Raw genomic sequence first — 22,113 nt, forward strand, 5'->3', positions numbered from 1 at the left:
GCGTCGCCGTCACTCGTGGTTGTGGCTGGAGGAGGTGTCGGCGGGCGGCTGGGTCCGGCCGCCGTCGGCACCGCTGACGAGCACACCGACCAGCGCGACGAGCACCCCGGCCACGGCCAGGCGACCGCCCAGCCGCAGTGCCCAGCCCAGCGGCGAGCCCGGGTGCGCACGGGGGCCGCGCAGCGCCTCGGAGCGGCGCGCCGGGCGTACCAGCCGCGCCAGCAGGAGGGCGGCCAGGGGGAGTTGGAGCAGCCAGACCGTGGTGCGGAACCAGCCGTCGTACCAGACGTTCGTGCCGTAGAGGAGCGTGTGCCACACGCTCAGGACGTAGACGGCGATCACGAAGCGGTGCAGGACCCGCCAGGTCTTCGGGCCGATGCGGTGGCGGACGTAGAAGAGCAGGCCGAGGGGGACGGCCAGGTAGAGGGCCGCCTGGCCGAGGGGGATGGCGAGCCTGCCGGTGCCCGAGTCGTAGCCGCCGGGCACGAACGTCTCGACGAAGGCCGTGGCGGTCGCGGAGTGCCAGCGGGCGGTGTCCTGGTAGACGAGTTCGGCGGCGAACAGCAGCGCGTGGGCGACGATGAGCGCGATGGTGTTGAGGCTGGTCGTGCGGTGCAGACGCTCCAGGCGCGGCACGGACAGCGGCAGCCGCGCGGGGCGGGGCCCGGAGAGCAGCAGGCCGAGGACGACGGTGATCCAGGCCCACAGCAGGGCCGACCAGCCGAACGCCTGGCTGAGGAAGTACATCCAGAACTCGCCGGTGTCCGCCATGAACGGCATCACGGTCACGGTCGAGGACGTCCCGGCCCGGATGCGCTGGTACAGCAGGGCGAACACGGCCCCGGTGACGACCAGCGCGACCACACCGTCAGGGACGGACGCCCGCAGGTCCGAGCGCAGGGTGGGCCGTCGCTGCCGCCCGCCCTCGCCGTCGCCGGGGGCGACGGGGTCGTCGGCCTCTCCCGAGGGGGACTGCACGGGTGATGACGTCATGGGCGGCCTCTTCGTCGCTTCGGCTGAGGGGCACGGGGGCGCGCACGGTCCCCCGGTGAAGGAGTCGGAGCGGCCCCCGGGAAAGTTCCCGCCGGTCGCGCACCCCTACGGCGGCGGCGCGCGGCGGCGGCCAGCAGCACGGGCAGGACGAGTCCCTGCGCGGACACGGCGAGCCAGAACAGCCGTGCCGAGCCCAGGGCTTCCGCGCCCGCGTACAACTGGCCGCCGACCACCGCGCTCGCGAACGCGCCGAGGCCGGCCGCCAGCCGCTGTCTGCCGAAGACCACGGCCGGGGCGGCGGACGAACGGGCCAGCGCCTCCAGGTCGTTCTTCAGGAACAGCACCACCTCACCGAGGCACATGAACGCCGCTCCCGCGCCGATCGCCAGGTGTCCGCCCTGCGCGACGACCGCCGTGCCGGCCGCCATGCTCCCGAAACCGATCCGCATGGCGTCCCGGTGGGTGAGCCCGGCGACCCACCCCGCGAGCATCGGCTGGGCGACGACGAGGAGACCGGCGTAACCCGCCAGCACCGCGCCGTAGTGGACGGCCGAGGTGCGTGGGACGGCGTACAGCGCCAGATAGTGCTGGAAGAACATGAAGACGTACACGCTCAGCACGGTCACGGCGAACGGCGACGGACCGGTGTCCTGCCGCGGGGGCCCGCCCGCGGCCGGCGGTTCGGCCCGCGCCGCCGGCCGGTCGGGGGCCTGCGGCAGCAGGGCGTGACCGGCGGCGACGAGGGCGAACAGCGCGGCGACACACGTGAACAGGAGCGTGGGCGCACCCACCACGAGGGGCGCCGCGGCCGGCGGTCCGAGGGCGATGCCGGCGTTGAACGCGGACCCGCTCGCCGACAGCAGCCGGGGCCGGTCGGCCTCGGCCGCCCCCTCCACCAGGTACGCCTTGTTCGCGGGGAGGTACAGGGCGCCGCCGCAGGAGACCAGGAACAGGGCGCAGACCGCGAGCACCGGGCTGGTCGTGCCGGGCACGAAGACGGCGAACCCGGCCGTGCGCACGGCGAGCGCCGTCAGCATGGTCGCCCGCAGTCCGACGCGCCCGGCGACGGCCCCCGTGACCACCCCGCCGGAGAACTGCACCAGCGAGGCCACCGCCAGTACGGCACCGACCGTGCCGAGTCCCAGGCCGAGCCCGTGCAGCAGCATCGACATGTACGGCAGGACGGCGAAGCTCCCCAGGGTGATCAGGAACGAGCCCGCCAGCAGGAACCTCTGCGGGCCCGTGAACCGCCGTGCGCCGGGTCGCGGGCCGCTGTCGTCGGTCCCCGGGCCACGGTCGTCGGGCCGCGGGCTACGGTCCATCGCCGGCGACGACGGGACACACCTGGACGGCCGCGCTCCACGCCCGGTGCTGCGCCAGTTCCGCCGTGGCGGCCTCGGCGAGCACGATGCCGGTGCAGCCGCGCTGGTCGCCGACGTGCGCCAGGACGTCGCCCGGCGCCCGCGTCGGGTACCAGCGCACGTCACCGGGGAAGGCGGCGAGGGTGTCGAGGCCGTGCCAGCCCTTGAGGACACCCGGCCGGTCCGCGTAGACGAGCACGAACGCGTGGGCGGGGCCGCCGGCCGCTGTCGGTGCGTCCATGAGCCGGGGCCTGGTGCCCAGCGCGTCCTCCATCATGGCGCGGTACACGTTCGTGCCGAGCGAGCGGCACAGCACCTCCCCCACCAGTGCTCCCCCGATCCTGCGGTTGATCTCGACCAGTTCGGGGCCGTCGGCGGTGAGCACGAACTCCACGTGGGCGAAGCCGCGGTGGTGTCCCGCCGTGTGCAGGACGTCCCCGACCCACCGCTCGATCGCGGCCGAGTCCGCGGGCGGCAGCGCGACGGGGAAGGCGGCGGCCTCCTCCCTGACCGCGGGCTGCCGGGACGTCTGCCGGCTGAGGACGCCGAGCAGCCGGGTCGTGCCGCCGCTGCTCAGCGTCTCCGCGCTGTAGAGCGGCCCGGCGAGGAAGACCTCCGCGAACAACCGTCCCGACAGCTGTCGTCGGCCCGCCTCCTGGAGCGCGCGGCGCAGGGCCTCCTCGCCGTGGGCGATCCAGACGTCGCGGGACGAGGTGCCCGCACTGTCCTTGAGGACCACGGCCGGACCGAGCGCACGCAGCACCTCGCCCGCACGGTCGGGATCGGGGACGACGCGCAGCGCGGGGCTCGCGCTCAGTCCCCGGCGGTGCAGCAGGTCGCGCACCCGGTACTTGTCGCGCAGCAGCCGCACCGACCGGGGGTCGGGGCCGGGCAGCCCGAACTCGGCCGCGAGGTCGGCGGCCGGCACGCTCCAGGTGTCGGTGGTGTTGAGCAGTCCGGCGAGGCCGGGCAGCGCGGCCAGCGCGCGCCGCGCGGCCGCCGTGTCGGAGGTGTCGACGTCGATGACGGTGAGGGCGTCGCCGGGGACGGTGTCGAGTTCGTGGCGGTACACCGAGCGGTCGGCCGTGAGCAGGCACAGTTCGTGTCCGGCCGCCGCCGCGGCCTCGGCCATGCGGCCCAGGCCGAAGGAGAGGGATTCCAGGGCCGCGATGGTCATGGCGTCACCTCCACGGGGGCCACGTCCGCGGCGCCGTCCCGGTCCGGGCCGGAGTGTGCGGGGTCGGGCCGCCGCGCCCACTCCAGGACCGACCAGGGCGGCCGCAGTTCGTCGAGGTCGCCGATGCGGCGCGGGCGCAGGGTGCGCGCGTCCGCCGCCTCGGTGTGCCGGGCGAAGACGCGTTCCGCGTAGCGGTGGCCGGTGTCCGCGCCCAGGACGAGGTGGAGTCGGCCGGGGTCGCGGTCCGCCTCCCACGAGGCGACCAGGTGGGCCGCCCCGGTGGACAGCCCGGCGAAGACGGCGTGCTGCCGCAGCAGGCCGACGGCGCCGGCCATGGCGTGGCGGAAGTCGAGCCAGTGGAGGGTGTCGTACAGCTCGTGCCGTACGTTCCCGAAGGGGATGGCGCTGCCGATGCCCGCGATGATCGCCTCGGGGTCGCTGAAGCGTTCGCTGCCGAACGTCACGCTGCCGAAGGGCTGGATGCCCACCAGGCGCACGGGCCTGCCCGTCTCGCGCAGGGCCCGCACCAGTCCGCCGGTGGAGGCGCCGGTGCCGACCGCGCCGACGACGGTCAGGGGCACCTCGGGCAGGGTGCCGGTGACGAGGTCGGCGAACTCCCGGTACCCGGCGTAGTGGACGGAGTCGTGGTACTGCCGCATCCAGTGGAAGTCGGGGCGGGCGGCGAGGAGTTCGCGCACGTGGCGTACCCGGCGCTCCTGGTCGAGCCTGAGGTCCTGGGACGGCGGCATCTGGTCGACCGTCGCGCCCAGCACCTCCAACTGGGCGCGCATGACGGCGTCGACGGTGGTGGACGCCACGATGTGGCACCGCAGGCCGTAGCGGTGGCAGGCCATCGCGAGCGCCAGGGCGTAGATGCCGCTGGAGCTGTCGACGAGGGTCTGCCCCGGGGTGATGCGGCCGCGGCGCAGCAGTGCGCGGACGGCGCCGAGCGCGGCGTAGACCTTCATGGTCTCGAAGCGGGCGAGCACGACGTCGCGGCCGAGCCGGATCAGGGCCGGCGCCTTGATCGCCTCGGTGATGTGTTCGTGGACGGGTGCCGCCGCGACGGCGCTCGGGGTGGCCGCGGGCCACGGGGGGTGCGCGGGCGGCCGGGGTGCCGTGGCGACGTCGTGGGGCGAGTCCGGGTTCTCGTGGGGCGCGGGCATGTCGTACCGGTCCTCCAAGAGGCTGCGGGGCGGGCGGGCCGGATCACTTCTTCCAGCCGCGGACGATCAGTCGCCGGGAGCGGTGGTCGTACGGGGAGCCGTCGAAGCCGCCGAAGCACTCCACCCCGGTGAATCCGGCGGTCACGAACAGGTCGTGGAGTTCGGCGGCGCTGTAGAGGTGGGACGTCAGGGACGCCGTGCGGGCCGAGGTGCCGCGCACCAGCGTCCAGTCGGTGCGCAGCCGGCGCCAGCTGTCGAGGACGTGGTCGCGCTGGACGACGTACGAGCCGTCGGGCAGGTCGACGGCCTGGGGGCGTCCGATCCAGCCGGCCAGCACCTCCTTGCCCATGACGTCGACGAGGAGCCGTCCGCCGGGGGCGAGGCTCTCGTGGGCGTTGCGGAGGACCGTCAGGTTGTCGTCCGGGTCGTCGAAGTACCCGAAGGACGTGTACACGTTGAGGACGACGTCGAACGACTCGGGCGCGGTGTACGCGAGCATGTCCGCGCGCACCAGCCGCACGTCGGCCCGTGCCAGCGCGCACGCCTCCCCGGCCCGCTCCAGCATCGTCCCGCTGAGGTCGACGCCGGTGACGTCGAAGCCCCGGGCGGCGAGCGGCACGAGGAACAGGCCGGGGCCGCAGCACAGGTCGAGCACCCGGGACGCGGGCGGGAAGTCCAGCAGGGGCGAACCGGCGACCAGGTCGGCGGCGGCCTCCGCGCGGGCCGGGGAGAACATGGTGGGCGCGAAGTCGGACCACAGGGAGTCGTCCTCGTACCACTTCATGACGCTCGGCCTCCTCCTGGACCCCGTGGGACCCGGTCGTGAACTCCCGTCGCTCACCGTCCTCGGAGTAGTCGGGCGTCCCCGCCGTGTGGTTCCCGGCTGTTGACGACGACGCAGGACCCGGTCCAGCATGGGCAGTCGGTTTTGGCGGCCTCACCTCAAGTTCCTTGTTAGTACGGCGAGTTGACCGATGGAGTGGTTTTCGGCCGCCGACCGATCCGACCCGGCCGGAGCTCCGTGACGCGAGAGGCACCGATGCGAGGATGAGCTCGCCATGACGACCGGGTGGTGCTTGCGCGCGTCGCGGGCCGCGGTGTTCGCGGCCGTGTGCGCGCTGCTCGCGGCCACCGGCCACGGCATGGTGTCGGGGTGTGTCGTGCCCTGGTGGGCCATCGGCACCGCGGTGGTGGGGGCCGGCGGCGGGGCGTGGTTCCTGACCGGGCGGGAGCGCGGGTTCGCGCTGGTCGTCTCCGTCACGATGGCCGCCCAGACCGTCCTGCACTGCTGGTACCTGCTCGTCCCGGTGGTGCGGCCCCACGGACCGTACCCGGCGCACCCCGCCGCGCACGCCGCACACCACCACGCCGTGGCGGCCGGCGCGACACCGGACCCGATGGCCGGCCTCGGCCACTCGGGCCACGACATGGCGGGCATGTCATCGACCGGCATGCTCGCCGCCCACGCGCTGGCCGCGCTGCTGTGCGGGCTGTGGCTCGCGTGCGGCGAACGCGCCGCCTTCCGCATCCTGCGGGCGCTCGCCGGCTGGCTCGTCGCGCCGCTGCGCCTGCCGCTCCCGCCGCGCGCCGCCTCCCGCCGGCCACGCGTCGGCGCCCGACGCGGACGGTCCGTCCGGGTGCCGCGCCGTCCCGTCCTCGTCCACGTCATCACGTCCCGGGGGCCGCCCGCGGGGACCGCTGTCGTCTGACAGCCGGTTTCCCGATGCCGCGCCGGGGCCTGCCCGGTCCCGCGCGGTGTCGGGCGTCGGCCGTACGCCCTCGTGCGGTCGCGCATCCCTCTCCCGCGCGTCGCCGCACGCCGTCACCGGACCCGCCGCCGTCCGCCGCCGGTCCGGACTCCCCAGAAGGACGCCCGATGATCGCTCCTGCCCCGCCCACCCGGCCCGACGATCCCGCCACGGCCTACGCGCTCGCCGCCCGCGCCGGTGACACCGAGGCCGTCGACCTCCTCGTCCGTGCCCTGCACCGGGACGTGCGCCGGTTCGTGACCAGCCTCGGCGCCGATCCCCAGTCCGCCGACGACCTGACCCAGGACACCTTCCTGCGGGCGCTCGGCAGCCTGCACCGCTTCGAGGGCCGCTCGTCGGCCCGCACCTGGCTGCTGACGATCGCCCGGCGCGCGGTGATCGACAGCCTCCGGTACTCAGCCGCCCGGCCGCGCCTGAGCGACACCGACGACTGGCAGTCGGCGGCCGAACGGGCCCAGCCGCGCGGTCTGCCGGGCTTCGACGACGGGATCGCGCTCGCCGCCCTGCTGGCCGGTCTGCCCGACGAACGCCGCGAGGCCTTCGTCCTCACCCAGGTGCTCGGGCTGTCCTACGCGGAGGCGGCACGGATCGGCGACTGCCCGGTGGGAACGGTGCGTTCACGGGTGGCCCGGGCCCGTGCCTCGCTGATCGAACGGCTCCAGGACGCCGAGCGGCAGCCGTCCCCGTCCGCCGCGGCCTGATCCGCCCCCGCACCGCGAAGGGCCCGCACGCCGAGGCGTCGGGCCCTTCGCCGCAATGCCGCCCCGGTGCACGGCCCGCGTCTCACGTCGGACGGGTCGCGGTCGCGTCCACGTCGAGGTCGACGACGCTGCGCCGCCAGGCCAGGACGACGGGGACCAGGAGGGCCGCGTAGCAGACGGCGGGGAGCGCGGTCCAGGCGGAGAGGTGCCGGGCGGCCTTGACGAGCATCAGGACGATGTACGCGACGTGGACGAGGCCGGCGCCCGCGTAGGCGATCAGGACGACGGCCCGCTGCCACCGGGTGGCGGTGTGGATGTTGGAGGCCCGCTCGCCCGCGGTGGCTCCGACGACGGCGCGGTCCAGGCGGGGGCCAGCCTCGGCTTCGACGGCGTCGAGCAGCGCCCGTTCGAGGGTGAGGATGGAACGGGCCCGGACGGCGGCGAGGTTGACCAGATGGGCCTGGAAGGCCAGCACGCACACCAGCGGGAACGGCAGCAGGCCGATCGCCCAGCCCAGCAGGTCGAGCTTGTCGTAGAACGCGATCGTGCCCACGACGTAGGTGACGGCGAGGCCCATGGTGGCGAGGGCCACGGTGAGGGTGCTGGACCGGTCGGCGCGGTCCGACTGGTAGACGGCGGTGAGCACCTGAAGGCGGTCGGACAACTGCGCTCCTCGGGGATCGGTGCGTGCTGGGGGTGCCGGAAGCGCTGGGGGCGTACCGGGCGGTCCGCCGTCATGCGGCGGGGTGCGGCGCGTCCGGTTCCATCAGGGCCGCCAGCCGGGTGAACGCCTCCCGGTCCTGCTCGGTGGCCGCGGCGGTGGCCAGCGTGCGGAGGTGGACGGCGTAGGCGCGGCGCCGCAGGTGCGGGGATTCCTCGGCCAGTCGGCGGCCCGTGTCCAGGCCGGCGTCCGGGAGGCCGTGCGCGACGAGCAGAACGGCGGCGGTCAGTTCGCCGATGCCGGGCCGGGTGAGCAGGTCCGGGACGGCGGAGGCGAGGTGGGTGAGCAGGTCGAGGTCGCCGTCGTCGAAGGCCCGGCGTGCCGCGGTGTCGGGATCGGCCAGGGCGTCGCGCAGTCCGTCCGTCGTGAGCCGTTCGGTCAGCCGCAGCACGGCCAGCCGGGCCTCGTGGTCCGGGTCGGCGGCGAGCAGGTCGAGGACCGCTCCCGTGGTCAGTTCGTCGGCGTGCGCCTCCAGGTGGTCCACGACGGCGTCCGGTGCGGTCACCGCCAGCCACGCGGACACCGCCCGCGCGGCGGCGGCCTGTTCCGCCAGTGAGGCCACGGCGGCGTCGAATCCGGTACGGGCGATGTCGCCGGCCCAGACACGGACGGCCTCCGCCGTGCTGTCGCCGGGGAACAGCGCGGCCAGCGCGGTGGCGGCGGCCGGGGCGGCGGGATCGGTGAGCAGGGTGCGGTGCCGTACGAGCACGGTGTGGGCGGCGTCCCAGCCGTCGGCCTCCGCGAGGGCGGTGACCAGTGTGCTCAGTTCGGGGGTGACGGCGGTCGTGGCCCAGTGGGGGAGTCCGGCCCCGCGCATGCCCAGGTGATCGACCGTGCCGCGCACGGTGCGCCGTACCCGGCCGAGGAGGTGGGGTGCGGTGTCGGGGGCGGCGGCCTCGGCCTCGGCGGCGGCCCGTCGCGCGCTGTGCACGGCGGCGGCCCTCGCGCCCTGCCGGTGCTGCCAGACCGCCTGGGAGGCGCGGACCTCGGCGCGGTGCGGGGCGACCGGGGTCGCGGTCAGCGCCTGGCGCCAGGCACGGGCCGCGCGGTCGCGGCGGCCCGCGGCGAGCAGGGCCCGGCACAGTGCCAGGGTCGCCCTCACCAGGCCCGGTGCGCGGGTCGCCGCGTCCTGCCGGGTGAGCGCGCGGTGGATCGTGGCGGCCTCGGAGAGCAGGGCGACGGCGCCGGTGACGTCACCCTGCTCCAGCCGCCACAGCCCGCTGTTGTTGAGGGCCGCCGCGAGGTCCGCCCGGTGGGCGCCGGTCCGGCCGGCTTCCCGGTGGGCCGCCACCGCGGCGTCGGCGGCCGTCAGAGCTCCGGACCGGTCCCCCGCGGTCCAGCGCAGCCCGGCCACGGTGTTCAGACACATGGCGGTCTCCGGCAGGTACCGGGAGGGCTCGTGCCGCCGCAGGTCCTCGTAGCCCCGCAGCGCCTCCTCGGCGGGGCCGAGCGCGTCCGCGTCGCCGCCGGCCCAGCGGTGCGCGGCCCACGAGTGCAACGCGCCGTACAGGGCGGCCCGGTGGGCCTCGGGGTCCTCCTCCGCGAGGGCGCGCAGCCGGTCGACGGCCTCACCGGCCGCGGCGACCGCCTCGTCCGTGCGGTCCGCGTCCGCCAGCCGGTTCGACAAACCGGTCAGGGCGTCGGCCAGTCCGCGGCCGAACCGGTCGGGCTCGGCGGCGGCGAGCGCGCGCAGGGTGTCCACCGCGTCGGCCACCGCCCGCAGCGCTCCGATCTCGTCGCCCGCCTCGGCGCGGGCCAGCGCCAGGACGTGCTGCGCGTCGGCCAGGTTCCGGCGGTGCCGGGTCGCGCCGTCGGCCGCCGCGTCCCGGAAGAGCGCGGCCGACTCGGTCGCGGCGGCCAGTGCCGCCCAGACGTCGCCGCGGGCGTGTTCGGCGCGGAAGAGGGTGTGCAGGGCGACGGCCAGGTCCTCGGAGAAGGCCGCGGGGTCGGCGGCGGCCGGTCCTCGGCGGATCGCCACCGCGTCCGCCGCGCTGACGGCCGCCTCGTCGGGCCGTCCGAGGTCCAGTTGGACGGTCGCCGCGTTCACCAGCGCGGCGGCGGACTCCTCCGACAGCGCGCCGGGGCCCGCCCGTTCCGCCGCCTCCCGGACGATCCGCGCGGCCTCGGAGGCGGTGGCCGAGGCGTCCTGCGGGGCACCGGACTCCCCGAGGGCGACGGCGAGGTTCATCAGGATCGCCGCGAGGTCGGTGTCGAAGCTGCCGGGGTGCTGGGCATACGCCCGCCGGCCGAGGTCGGCGGCCTCGGTGATCGCGGCCAGCGCGGCGGCCCGCTCGCCCCGGTCGTGATGGGCGGCGAAGAGGGTGTTGAGCGTGATGGCGAGGTCGGCGAGGTACGCCGGGTGCTCCGCGGCGAGTGCGCGGCCGAGCCCGACCGCCTCCCGGGCCGAGGCCAGTGCCGCGTCGGTGTCGCCCTGTTCGGCCAGCCGGTTGCTGTGCCCGTTGAGGGCCAGCATGAGTTCGTGCCGGATCCCGGGCGCGGAGGTGCCGGAGGTCTCCGACGTCCCGGAGGTGCCGGAGGAGTCGGAGTTCTCGGGGCTGCCCGGGGTCGCGGACAGTTCGCGCAGCAGGGCCAGTCCCTCGGCGGCGAGTCCGGTGGCCCTCAGGTCGTCGCCCGCGTCGGCCAGCCGGTTGGCCAACTGGCCCAGGGAGCGGGCGAGTTCGGGCCGGAAGTAGTCGGGGTTGACGCGGGCCAGCTCCCGGTGGACACGCACCACCTCCTCGGCGGCCCGCACCCCGCCCGCCGGGTCGCCGTTGTCGGCGCGGGCGGAACCGAGGTTGTTCAACGCGCTCGCCAGCAGGGGACGGTAGGCGTGCGGGTCGGCGTCCGCCAGCTCCCGGTACCGGTCCTCCGCCTCCTCGGCGGCGGCCAGCGCGCCGGCTCTGTCGCCGGTCGCCCGCCGGGCGAGGGTCAGGTTCACCAGGGCGAGGGCCAGCGTCGGCCCGTGGGTCTCGGGGTCGCCCGCCGTCAACTCGCGCAGTATCAGCGTGGCTTGCTCGGCGGCGGCGAGCGCGCGGTCGAACTCGGCGGCCTCCTCGGCCCGGCTCGACAGATTGATCAGGGCCCCGGCGTGGTCCGCCCGGTGTGCCTCGGGGTCGGCGGCGGCCAACTCGGCGTAGCGGCGCACCGCTTCGGTGATCGCCTCCAGCGCGCCGGCGGGATCGCCCGCGGCGGCGCGGAACGTCGAGACGTGGTTGAGGGCGAGGGCCAGCCGGGGGCCGTAGTGTGCCGGATCGTGGGCCAGCAGCCGCCGGAACAGGGCCGTGGCCTGGCGCGCGGCGCGCAGCGCGCCCGCCCGGTCCCCCGCGTCGGAGCGGCGGTGGCCGACCCGCAGCAGCAGGTCGGCGAGCCGGTGCGGTTCGGCGCCGCCGGAGCGGGCCTCGGTCAGCTGCCGCTCGTCGGCCAGCAGCGCCAGCCGCCACAGCCCGCCGGGCTGGAACGGCAGTGCCTCGGCCAGTTCCGCCGGCGGGAAGGGGCAGTCGGGGGCGGTGACGCACTCCTCCAGGACACGGCGCACGGGTCCGCCGCCGGCCGCCGCGACTGCCAGCGCGAGCGGCCACACACCGGGGCTGGCCCGCAGCAGGGCCTCGATGTGGACGGCGGCGGTGTCCTCGGCGTCCGCGTCGTTCTGTCCGGCGCGTGCCAGCACGGTCAGCGCCCGCTGGACGGGTTCGCCTCCGGCGCCCGTCTCGACCGGGTCGAGTTCGGGGTCGAGGGCGGGGGTCGACGCGAGGTCGAGGCAGCGCCGTACGAGGTCGGGCCGGTTCCGCAGCCAGGTCAGCAGATGGTGGTCGCCGACCGGGTCGGGGCGGATGGCGACCGCCTCGCCGGGGCCGGGCGCGAGGCAGGCGGTCATGGTCCCGGCGACGGCGGCGCGCAGGTCGTCGGTCCGCTCCAGCCGGGTCACCGCCCGCAGCGCGGTGTCCACCAGGTCGGTCGGCGGGGACAGCAGGGTGAGACAGGCCGCGGCCTCGTCGAGCAGGTTGTCGTAGCCGCGCCGCCGGCCGCGGGTGCGGGCGAACACCGCGCGCCAGTACCGGCTTTCGTGCTGGAGCACCTGGTCGTAGAGGGCGTGGGGGGTGTCCGGCAGCCGGCGTGCCCCGGTGCCGGCGAGCCAGCCCAGGAGCACCAGGTCGAGTGTGGTCCACACGGTGGCCCAGGCGGGGGCGGGCACGGGCGGCGCCGAGGCGGCCGGCCGTCCGGACACGGTGGCGAACGTACGGCGGTACACCTCGCCGGACGCCGGGTGCGCCTGTGGCAGTTCGATCCCGGTGAGCGTGTACGGGTGTCCGTCGCCGGTCAGCGAGCCGGTGATGTGCCCGTGCCAGTCGCCCCGGGTGGTGCGCGCGGCCAGCACGACGGCGGTCGGGGCGGTGCGGTGCCGCAGGGCCCGCAGCAGCGCCGTCGTCTGGTCCACGCGCGCGTCGGCGTAGTCGACGACGACCAGGAGGGGGGCGCCGCCCGCGGCGAGTGACCCCAGCGCGAGCGGGTCGTCGATGCGCTCCCTGAGGACGCCGGCCCGCCAGCCCTTGCGGGTGAGCCGGTCGGCGAGTTCGAGTGCCAGCCGGGTCTTGCCGGCCCCGCCGCGACCGCTGAGCACGGTGAGGCCCGTGGGGTCGCCGGGGGCGAGTCCGGCGCACAGGTCGTCGAGCACGACCAGTTCGTCACGGGGCAGGAAGGGGGTGAGCCGGTATTCGGCGCGCATGAGGCGCAGCGCCGACTCGGAGGTCTCCGGGGCCCGGAAGGGGGCGCGCAGCGGTGCGACGGCCGGGGTGGCCGGGGGCCGGTGGGCGTCGGCCCGGCGACGGCACTCCGCGACCGTCGTGACCCGCCACCGCCCGTCCAGCAGATGCCGCCGGCCGGTGGCGAGGGCCTCCTCGACGTCGGCGCCGGTGCCCAGGGCGCGGCTGCTGTCCGACGGGCGGGTCAGGCCGACCGGGTCGAGGACCGCCAGCGGCCGGGGCGGTCCGGTCAGGGCCGCGCGCACGGCCGCCGCGACCGTCTCCGGCGGGCCCGTCCAGAAGCCCGGAGCGCGGTCCGGCCGGTCGCTGCCGAGGGCCACGGCCACGAGGGCGTGCCGTGGCCGCCCCGGTCCGGTGGGTTCGACGACGAGCACGCTCGCGGGCAGACCGCCGTACACGCAGGCCGCCGCCAGGACGAGGGCGAGGTCCAGGCAGGTGGCGCTGCGGACGGTGTCGAGCACTTCCGCGGGCGTGCGGACGAGTTGTGCCCGGTCCTGTCCGGGGGGTTCGACGGTGTAGCCGACGCCGACCGCGCGCAGCGCGTCCCAGACGCCGCGCAGCCGGGTCCGCGTGGACTGTGCCGGGTCGGCGGGCAGGGCGGCGTGCGCGGCCACCTCGTCGGGCAGGGCGTACCGTGCGAGGGAGTCGCCGTCGCCGTCCCGCCAGGGCGGCCACTCAACCGTCGCCGTCGGCATCGACGACCTCCAGCACGTCCTCGGTCTCCACGTCTCCGGCGTCGGGCACTTCCTCCATGGCGAGCCGCACCCGGTAGAGGCCCGGTCCGAGGGCGGGCAACTCCCCGTGGAACGCGCCCGTCGCGCCGTCGCGGTCCAGGGCAACCTCGTGGTGCACGGCCGGGCCCGTGGGAGCGTCGATCCCGGTGACGACGGCCCAGCACTCCCCGTCCGGCGCCGCCGTCGCCCCACGCAGTCGTGCCGAGACCGGCACGGTGTGTCCCGCGGCGGCCACCTCGTCGAGGTCGGCGCCGAGGACGACCGGGCGCTCCTCGCCGCGCACCGGGATCCAGGCGGGCCGTCGTTCGTAGCTCTCCACGAGGGCGGCGACCCCGGACAGGCCACCGATCGGGCCGTGCCGCAGCGGGGTGCGCATGCCGTCCGGGCTGTGCCGCTCCATCTCCAGCGGCAGTGCGCTGTACGCGGGCACGGTGCCGTCCCCCAGGTCCGGGGCCCAGTCCCCGACGTCGAGGCCGGGGACCGCGTCCTTGGTGACGGTCAGCGCCGTGCCGTCCCAGCGTGCCGAGCGGAGCGTGCTGTGGCCGTATCCGATGCGGGGGATCGTCTCCGGGCCGTCGCCGCGCGGCATCCGGTCCCAGTGGTGCTCGATGTGCCGGTGCACGGCGAACGCGGCGGCGGCGGGGCCGGTCAGCCAGGGCAGCGGCACCTCGTGCGGGCGCAGCAGGACACCGGGCCGCGCGGTGTCGGCCACGACCGGGTGGCGGGGCAGCAGTTCGTGGAAGGCGGGCCAGCCGCGCAGGACGTCGAGCAGCGCGCCGTTGCGCCCGGTGAGTCTGCCGACCTTCACGTCGATGCCGTGGGTGAGCACGTCGAGCGCCTTCGGAGCGCCCCGGTGCGGGGTGCCCAGCGTGAGCAACGCGCGGGTGCGCGCGGCGGCTTCGGGCGAGGTGAGCCAGTAGCGGGCGACCAGGCCGCCCATCGAGTGCGCGACGACGATCACCCTCGGCCGGCGCGGATCGTCGCCGGGCCACAGGCGTGCGAGCCGTGCGGTGATCTCGTCGTCGAGGCGCCGGGCGGCGTCGGCGGCCCCGAGCCGGAAGTCGTAGGGGAAGGCGACGACCGTGGCGTCCGGGTCGCGGCCCGCCGGTGTCCCGTCGTCGACCACCGCGCCGGGCAGCCCTGCCAGCATCCGCATCAGCCGGTCGTAGCCGTGCACCGCGGTCCAGACGCCGAACGGCGTGAGGTCGCGGACCAGTCCGACCGGCAGCAGCCGCGGCCGGGCACCGACCGACAGCCGTTCCGGCCGTGCCAGCAGGCCCGCGCTGCGCGGGCCGCCCGTCCACACCGGCCGGTCCGGGCGGTCGGGCGGGGCCAGGACGCTTCCGCCGATTCCGGGCAGCACGACGACGAGGTGATCACGCTCGGGCATCAGGACCTTCCTCCCCCTCCAGGAAGCGCCCCCCGCTCCTGGCTTCCGATCCGCCGTCCACTCGTCTACCACAGACGGGAGTTGACCCGCCGTACCTCATACCCATTCACGCGGGACTCGTGCGGGACCCGGTCGTCCCGGCTATGGTGCGCGGACGACCCGGCTCCGGGACGGCGCGGGCGGGTGTGTTCAGCGTGGGGTGCCGGGCAGCGGGAACCAGCGCAGGGCCTCGGCGTCGGGCGGCAGGGCGGGGGACGTGCCGGACGGGGTCCGCGGGCCGGACAGGAGGACGCGGCGGGCGCGTTCGCGGTGCGCGGCGAGGATCTCCTCCCCCGCGCGTTCGCCGCGGTGCGGGGGTGTCGTGGCGGTGACGGCCGCCATCAGGTCGGGGACGGGTCCGGCCGGCTCGGCGCGGTGGCGCCAGATCCCCGTGCGGGCGTCGAAGCGGTAGTCGGGCAGCAGCCGGTGGCCGGCGTCGGCGATCAGTTCGACGGCCTCGACGATGTGCTCGCGGACGGCGTCCGACATGAAGTACGGGAAACTCACCCGCGTCCAGCCCGGTTTCACCCCCTCGTAGCCGTGTTCCGCGATCACGTCGTGGTACGCGCGGGAGCGCGCCGTGCCGATGCCGAGGAGGCGGTGGCCGTAGGGCCCGGCGCAGGAGCAGCCGCCGCGTGCCTGGATGCCGAACAGGTCGTCGAGCAGGGCCGTGACGAAGTGGTGGTGGAGGTGTTCCTCCCCGTGCCGGATCAGGAAGGAGACCACGGGCAGCCGGGGCACGTCGGTGTCGCCGAGGACGTGGATGCCGGGGTGGCGTAGCCAGCGGTCCCTGACGTGGTGCCAGGCCCGCTCCTCGCGGGCCCGGACGGTGCCGGGTCCGACGGACTCCTTGAGGGCGAAGACGAGTCCGGCGCGCACGGACTCGACGATCGCGGGGGTGCCGCCCTCCTCGCGGGCCACGGGGTCGGAGGTGTAGCGGTGGCCCTCGGGTCCCACGTAGGTCACCGTTCCGCCGCCGGGCACGACCGGCACCGTACCGGCGAACAGGCTCTCGTGCGCGACGAGGACGCCCGGGGTCTGGGGGCCGCCGACGAACTTGTGCGGCGAGAGGAAGACGGCGTCCTTGTGGTCGCCGCGTCCGGGCGCCGACTCGCCGACCCGGATGGGCAGATAGGGTCCCGCGGTCGCGAAGTCCCAGAAGGACAGGGCCCCGTGGCGGTGGAGCAGGGCGGCGACCGCGTCGGTGTCGGTCAGGATGCCGGTGACGTTGGACGCCGCGGACATGCAGCCGATCCGCAACGGCCGGTGCGCGTACGTCTCCAGCGCGGCCCGCAGGTCGTCCAGGTCGAGGCGCCCGGTGTCGTCCTCGCGGATCACCACGACGTCGGCGAGGGACTCCCGCCAGGCGAGTTCGTTGGAGTGGTGCTCGTACGGCCCGACGAACACCACCGGCCGTTCCCGCTCGGGCAGTCGGGCGCCGGCGGCGGTCAGCCGGGGCGACGGGCGCAGGCCGAGGAGCCCGACGACCTTGTCGATGGCCGCCGTGCTGCCGGAGCCGCAGAAGACGACGTGATGGGTGGAGCCGGCGCCGACGGCGTCCGCGATCACCCGCCGGGCCTCCTCCCGCAGCCGGCCGGTACGGCGGCCGTTGCCCGAGCTCTCGGCGTGGGTGTTGGCGTACCGCGGCAGCACCGCGTCCCGCAGGTGGTCCTCGACGAAGTCCAGCGAACAGCCCGAGGCGGTCCAGTCCGCGTAGGTGACACGGCGGGGGCCGTAGGGCCCGTCGACGAGCTCGCCCTCGCCGATGATTCCGCGGCGGATGCGCTCCAGGGGGTCGGGTTCCGGGGGGTGGGGATCCAGCGCGTCGGGTCCCGGGAGGCGGGGATCCAGCGCGTCGGGTTCCGGCGGAACGGTCTCCGGGGGGCCGGGTGCGGACGTCCGTCCGCCCGGGGCCTCCCGGGTACACCCGGGGCCGGGGTCCGCGTCCTTCGGCTGTGTCGGCTGCTGCACGTCCATGCGGTGAACACGGAACCGGCGGCCGTCGAGTTCATGCCGGACTTGTGCGAATCCGTCCGGCCGACGGTCCGTGGCCACCGAAGTCGGCGGCAGGCGGGCGCCCGTGGACCCATGGGCGCCCGCCCCCGGGCCGGGCCGGCCCCGGACTTCTCAGGTACCGCTACGGCTGTCGGCCTCCGCGCGGGCTATCGACTCCGCCTCGCTCTCGGCCAGGGCGATCGTGACGCCGAACGCCTGCGTGATGTGGCTCGCCGCCGACATCACGCGTGCCGTGCCCACGACGGGCGCTATGGCGACGAGCAGGTCCTGCAACTGCTCGACCGTGAAGTCGGCCTTGATGGCGGGGTCGATGTGGGCCAGGTAGGAGATGGCGGGCGCGTCCATGGCCACGAGTGCGGCGATGCGGGTGAGGATGATCGACCGGTCGTCCATGTGACAGCGCTCGATCGAGTCGATGGTCATGGCGGTGATGGTGTCGAGGACGGGGGCTTCGGATGCAGTGGCCACGATGGACCGCCTTCCGGTGCGGAGGGGAGCCGAACCGCCACCCGCTGGACGCGGGTACCCCCCTGCGAGCCCGGCGGTCGTGACTCCAGCGTAGGCATCCTCGGCCGACCGCGCGTGCCGAGCCGGACGGCCGGTGGGGCGACGACGGGACGACGATCCGCCGCATCGGGTCGGACTTCTCAACTCCCTTGGCTCATAAGCCTGTTGATATGTCAGCTCACCCCTCGTGCCCTCTTCCCCAGGCCGCCCGCGACGGAATAGGTTCCCGTCGACCGGTACACCCATTCAAGTCGAGGGAATCCTTTGACACTTCATCCGTCCGGAAGACGGCGGCGCCTGCTCGTGCTCGCGGCCGCCCTCCTGGTCACCGCGGCCACCCCGCACGTGACCGCCTCCGCGGACACCGCACCGACCACCGGCCAGGCCGGTGCCCACTCCGCCGACAACGTTGCCACGTCCGTCGTCACCCTGGTCACCGGTGACCGGGTCACCGTCACACCCGACGCGGGCGGCGGCCCCGGCACCCTCACGGTCCAGGGGCCCGACGGGGAGCCCACCGGCGCCCGCGTGCTCACCGTCGGCGGTGACACCTACGTCTATCCCGACTCCGCGCGGGCCTATCTGGCCTCGGGCGTCCTGGACGACCGGCTGTTCGACGTCACCCGTCTCGTGGCCGACGGCTACACCGACACGGCGCTGAAGCGGCTGCCCCTCATCGTCACCTACGGCGGCAAGGACGCGTCCGCCGCCACGCTGCGCGGGCGGGCCGTCGCCATGCCGGGCGCGGGCCCGGACGCACGCCCCCTGACCAGCGTCAACGGGGTGGCCGTCGCCGTGGACCGCGGGGACAGCGACGATCTGTGGCAGAGGCTCACCGGCGCCGCCCCGGACACGGCACGAGCGGTCGACGGCGTGGCGGGCGAAGGCGACGGCGCGGCCTTCCGCGGCGGTGTCGCCAAGGTGTGGCTCGACGGCAGGGCCGAGGCCACCCTCGGCGACTCGGTCGCCCAGATCGGCGCACCCGAGGTCTGGGCGGGCGGCAACACCGGCGAAGGCGTCGACGTGGCCGTCCTCGACAGCGGCTACGACCAGGGCCACCCCGACCTGAAGGACGTCGTCGGGGACAGCCGCAGCTTCGTGCCCGGCGAGGACGTCACGGACCGCCACGGGCACGGCACGCACGTCGCCTCGACCATCGCGGGCAGCGGCGCCGCCTCCGACGGCAAGGAGAAGGGCGTCGCGCCCGGCGTCGACCTGCACGTCGGGAAGGTCCTCTCCGACGACGGCTACGGCTTGGACTCCTGGATCGTGGCCGGCATGGAGTGGGCCACCCGCGACGCCCACGCGCGGGTCGTCAGCATGAGCCTCGGCAACACCGAGAACTCCGACGGCGAGACGGTGCTCGCCCAGGCCGTGGACGAACTCAGCGCGGAGACCGGCGCCCTGTTCACCATCGCCGCGGGCAACGACGGGCCCGGCCCCCAGACCGTCCGCTCGCCCGGCACCGCCGACGCGGCGCTGACCGTCGGCGCGGTGGACTCCTCGGACGCCCTCGCGGACTTCTCCAGCCGCGGCCCCCGCTACGGCGACGACGCGCTCAAGCCCGAGATCACCGCGCCCGGTGTCGACATCCTCGCCGCCCGGTCCCAGTACACCGACGGGGGTTCCGGCTACTACATCAGCGCCAGCGGGACGTCCATGGCGACCCCGCACGTGGCCGGCGTCGCGGCGCTCGTCGCCGCGGCCCACCCCGACTGGCCGGGCAGCCGCATCAAGGACGCGCTGATCTCCACCTCCAGGGCGACCCCCGGCATCGGCGCGGACGACGGCGGCAACGGCCGTGTCGACGCCGCCACGGCGACCGCGTCCCTGACCGCCACCGGCACGATCGACGCGGGCATCCACTCCGCGGGCACCGACCACGGCACCGTGCGCTCCACGGCGTCCTTCACCAACACCGGGGACCGCCCCGTCACCGTGGACCTCGCCGTCGACGCGCCCGGCGTCCCCGCCGGTGTCTTCACCGTCGCCCCGGGCCGGGTGGAGGTCCCCGCGCACGGGACGGCGAACGCCACCGTCACCACCGACCTGGACAGGGCCGGTCCCGCACACCGCTGGACCGGACGCCTGACGGCCGCCGCGGACGGGACCACGCTGACCCGCACCCTGCTCGGCGTCAGCACCCGCCAGCAGCTCTTCCACGTCCGCACCGAGGTCACGGGCCGCTCCGGCGAGCCCACCGACGGCACCCTCACCTTCTTCCGCGAGGGCGACGAGTACGCGGGCACCTTCCTCTACGGCGACGGCAGGTCCGACGAGATCCTGCCGCCCGGCCGCTACACCGTGTACGCGGACTTCCGGGTGGAGGGCGTCCACGGCGCCGCCTCGGCCGGATACGCCCGCCTGGTCCTCCCGCAGGTCCAGGTGACCGGCGCCACCGACCTCGTCCTGGACGGCACCAAGCTGCGCCGGATCACCCCGGTCACCCCCCGCAGGTCGGAGACCTTCACCCAGCGCCTGGACTACCACCGGGCGTTCCGGGACGGCTCCTCGGTCACCGACAGCGCGCTGATCGGCGACGGGTACGACAGCCTCTGGACGGCGCCCGCGGCACCCGGCGGCGACGGCGAGCAGTACCTCACCGCCCGCTGGCGCAATCAGGAGCCGCTGCTGTCCCTGACCTCGGGCGGACAGGACTTCGACGACCTGTGGATCATGCCCGGCTCGGCGAAGCTCCCCGAGGACGACTACGCCCTCGACCTGATCCACCCAGGTGACGGCCTCGCCGAGGACTACGAGGGCGTCGACGCCGCGGGCAGGGCGGCCGTGGTCCGCTGGGACTCCGACGACGAGGACACCGCGGACGACCAGATCAGGGCCGCACAGGCCGCGGGCGTGAAACTGCTGCTGTTCGTCAACGACCTCGACGGACGGCTGCGCCAGCCCATCATCAGGTCGACCATCGAGGTGGCCGGGCTGTCGCGCACCGAGGGCGAGAAGCTCCTCTCCCGGGTGGACGCCTCCGCCACGGGGAGCGTCCCGCTGCGCGCCGCCTCCCGCCCGGACACGGACTACCTGTACGACCTCGTCCGCACCTGGAAGGGCCGCATACCCGCCGACCTGGTGTACGCGCCGACCACGGGCCAACTCGCCCGGGTCGAGACCTCGTTCCACAACCCCACCGGCCGCGAGGTCTACGAGAACCGCTACGACGTCCACCCCTGGACCGCGTACCGGGTCGAGTCGAACCGGCTCAGCACGGCCGGAGCGCACCGCACCGACTACGTCAGCACGGACGGCACCTTCTCGTGGACCGAGGAGGGCGAGCTCCAGGCCCTGGCCTACAGCGCGTCGGGACCGGTCACCTACCCGGCGGGCAGGACCACGGACGTGGAGTGGTTCGGGCCCGTGGTGCGGCCCCGCATCAACGGCAGTGTGCCGCCGCCGGTGCGCACCGGCGACCGCATCGACGTCACCCTGCCCGCCTGGGGCGACTCGGGCGGCGACCACACCAACTACGTCGCCTTCGGCAGCGCGGACACCACCGAGCAGACCTCGCTGTACGAGGGCGGCACCCTGCTCGCCGAGGGCGGCGCCGGGGTGACGGCCGAGGTACCCGGCGGCAGGCACGCCTACCGTCTGGTGCACACGGCGACCCGGACCGCCACGGCCGCGTTCCCGTACTCGACCGCCACCCGGACCGAGTGGACGTTCGCCTCGGCCGCGCCGAAGGGTTCCGGCGACAGTGCGCAACTGCCGCTCGTGCAGGTCGACTACTCCCTGCCGACGTCCGACGACGGCCGGGCCGACGCCGACGCGTCGCTGCTCGTCACCCCGCTGCACCTGGCGGGCGGCTCCACCGCGGCGCTGCACACCAGCGGGGTGGAACTGTCCTACGACGACGGCGCCACCTGGACGACGGCACGCACGAGCGGCAGGGGCGAGGGCAGGGTGAGCGTGGCGCTGCACGCCCCCGCCTCGGCCCGGTACGTGTCCCTGCGGGTGCGGGCCGGTGACAGCCGCGGCAACACCGTGACGCAGACCGTCGTACGCGCCGCGGGCATCACCGGGTGACCCGGAGGTGACACGGGCCGTCCGGCGGTGCCGACACACCGCCGGACGGCCCGGCCGCTCCCGCGGGGACGTCCGGGCCGGTCAGCCGGTGCCGGTCGGCAGGTCGAGGCCGGCGTACACCTGGTTCAGGACGGTCGGCAGCAGGGCGTTGGCGGTGGTCCTGCCGTCGGGCGACAGGGTCAGGTTCGCCCAGATCACGAGCGTGACGTCGTGGTCCGGGTCATGGCCGACGAAGGAGTTGAAGCCGGGGATCTCACCGCCGTGGTAGTACATCGCGGCCCGCGGTCCGAACCGCTGGTGGGCGATGCCGTACCCGTAGCACCGGGACTACGCCGAGGCCGCCGTGCTGCGGGTCCACCAGATCAGGGGGATGCTGGACTCCGGGCTGCCGACCCGGATCATCCAGCGCGTCCTGCCCCGACCGGACCTCGGCCCCGACCGGCAGATGCGGCCCACGGACGTACCGCCCGACCTCGCCGATCTCCTCCGGGACGAACTCGACCGCATGCGACGGCGCGTCGACGAACTCACCCGCTACCGCGACGCCCTCGACACCTACGTCGCGGCGATCCCTCCCGACCGCACCGCCAGGGGTCCCGACGGCACGGGACCGGGCGGGGAGGCGGGCCGGTGAGCGATCCGGGGCCCGCCGTCCCCGTCCCCCGGCCGGCGCGGTGGCCGTGGTGTGTGGCCCCGCCCGGGGCGGGGAACCTGGTGCGCGCAGGTGCCGACTCCACGGCCGGG

Annotated in this window: 14 protein-coding genes and 1 pseudogene; 4 read left to right on the forward strand and 11 right to left on the reverse strand. The window is 75.4% G+C overall.

Annotated elements, in window-relative coordinates; translation table 11 throughout:
* Positions 1-9 precede the first annotated feature (9 nt).
* Genes AB0F77_RS03420 through AB0F77_RS03440 form a run of 5 tightly spaced genes read right to left on the reverse strand, consistent with a single transcriptional unit; the run spans position 10 to position 5,481 of the window.
* Positions 10-993, reverse strand: coding sequence for a ferric reductase-like transmembrane domain-containing protein (locus tag AB0F77_RS03420; RefSeq protein WP_361940673.1), 984 nt, complete (start codon positions 991-993; stop codon positions 10-12).
* Entirely contained in the window at positions 990-2,315 is a 1,326-nt protein-coding gene (locus AB0F77_RS03425; protein ID WP_361940676.1) for an MFS transporter, read from the reverse strand. Before AB0F77_RS03425 ends, AB0F77_RS03420 begins: the two co-directional genes overlap by 4 nt.
* The gene (locus AB0F77_RS03430; protein ID WP_361940679.1) at positions 2,305-3,531 is read right to left on the reverse strand and encodes an ATP-grasp domain-containing protein; all 1,227 of its coding nucleotides are present in this window, start codon (positions 3,529-3,531) and stop codon (positions 2,305-2,307) included. Before AB0F77_RS03430 ends, AB0F77_RS03425 begins: the two co-directional genes overlap by 11 nt.
* Complete coding sequence (locus tag AB0F77_RS03435; protein ID WP_361940682.1) at positions 3,528-4,697, reverse strand: pyridoxal-phosphate dependent enzyme; 1,170 nt, start codon at positions 4,695-4,697, stop codon at positions 3,528-3,530. The genes AB0F77_RS03430 and AB0F77_RS03435 overlap by 4 nt, the downstream gene beginning before the upstream one ends.
* Positions 4,698-4,740: 43 nt before the next feature.
* Positions 4,741-5,481 (reverse strand): class I SAM-dependent methyltransferase, encoded by a 741-nt coding sequence (locus AB0F77_RS03440; RefSeq protein ID WP_361940685.1) that lies wholly within the window; start codon positions 5,479-5,481, stop codon positions 4,741-4,743.
* A 274-nt stretch (positions 5,482-5,755) separates the two neighbouring features.
* Between AB0F77_RS03440 and AB0F77_RS03445 the strand changes: the two genes are divergently transcribed.
* Both AB0F77_RS03445 and AB0F77_RS03450 read left to right on the forward strand, forming a co-directional pair.
* A complete protein-coding gene (locus tag AB0F77_RS03445) occupies positions 5,756-6,406 on the forward strand; it encodes a hypothetical protein (protein WP_361940688.1) in 651 nt (216 codons plus the stop codon).
* A gap of 167 nt (positions 6,407-6,573) precedes the next feature.
* A complete protein-coding gene (locus AB0F77_RS03450; protein WP_361940691.1) occupies positions 6,574-7,167 on the forward strand; it encodes a sigma-70 family RNA polymerase sigma factor in 594 nt (197 codons plus the stop codon).
* An 82-nt stretch (positions 7,168-7,249) separates the two neighbouring features.
* Here AB0F77_RS03450 and AB0F77_RS03455 read toward each other — a convergent pair whose 3' ends face one another.
* The 5 genes from AB0F77_RS03455 to AB0F77_RS03475 form a co-directional block, all read right to left on the reverse strand.
* The gene (locus AB0F77_RS03455; protein ID WP_361940694.1) at positions 7,250-7,831 is read right to left on the reverse strand and encodes a hypothetical protein; all 582 of its coding nucleotides are present in this window, start codon (positions 7,829-7,831) and stop codon (positions 7,250-7,252) included.
* A 70-nt stretch (positions 7,832-7,901) separates the two neighbouring features.
* Entirely contained in the window at positions 7,902-13,343 is a 5,442-nt protein-coding gene (locus AB0F77_RS03460; RefSeq protein ID WP_361940697.1) for a hypothetical protein, read from the reverse strand.
* Complete coding sequence (locus tag AB0F77_RS03465) at positions 13,324-14,772, reverse strand: hypothetical protein (RefSeq protein WP_361940700.1); 1,449 nt, start codon at positions 14,770-14,772, stop codon at positions 13,324-13,326. Before AB0F77_RS03465 ends, AB0F77_RS03460 begins: the two co-directional genes overlap by 20 nt.
* A gap of 189 nt (positions 14,773-14,961) precedes the next feature.
* The gene (locus AB0F77_RS03470) at positions 14,962-16,782 is read right to left on the reverse strand and encodes an aminotransferase class V-fold PLP-dependent enzyme (RefSeq protein WP_361940703.1); all 1,821 of its coding nucleotides are present in this window, start codon (positions 16,780-16,782) and stop codon (positions 14,962-14,964) included.
* Between the two features lie 156 nt (positions 16,783-16,938).
* The gene (locus tag AB0F77_RS03475) at positions 16,939-17,295 is read right to left on the reverse strand and encodes a carboxymuconolactone decarboxylase (RefSeq protein WP_361940706.1); all 357 of its coding nucleotides are present in this window, start codon (positions 17,293-17,295) and stop codon (positions 16,939-16,941) included.
* 303 nt (positions 17,296-17,598) lie between these two features.
* Between AB0F77_RS03475 and AB0F77_RS03480 the strand changes: the two genes are divergently transcribed.
* Positions 17,599-21,369, forward strand: a complete 3,771-nt coding sequence (locus tag AB0F77_RS03480) for a S8 family serine peptidase (protein ID WP_361940709.1) — start codon at positions 17,599-17,601, stop codon at positions 21,367-21,369.
* An 81-nt stretch (positions 21,370-21,450) separates the two neighbouring features.
* Here AB0F77_RS03480 and AB0F77_RS03485 read toward each other — a convergent pair.
* Positions 21,451-21,678, reverse strand: a pseudogene (locus AB0F77_RS03485) (D-alanyl-D-alanine carboxypeptidase); the annotation flags it as partial.
* 61 nt (positions 21,679-21,739) lie between these two features.
* On the opposite strand from AB0F77_RS03485, the gene AB0F77_RS03490 reads away from it, so the two are divergent.
* A complete protein-coding gene (locus AB0F77_RS03490; RefSeq protein ID WP_361940712.1) occupies positions 21,740-22,003 on the forward strand; it encodes a hypothetical protein in 264 nt (87 codons plus the stop codon).
* Positions 22,004-22,113: the final 110 nt, after the last annotated feature.

Source organism: Streptomyces sp. NPDC026672 (assembly GCF_040638185.1).
Classification (GTDB): Bacteria; Actinomycetota; Actinomycetes; order Streptomycetales; family Streptomycetaceae; genus Streptomyces.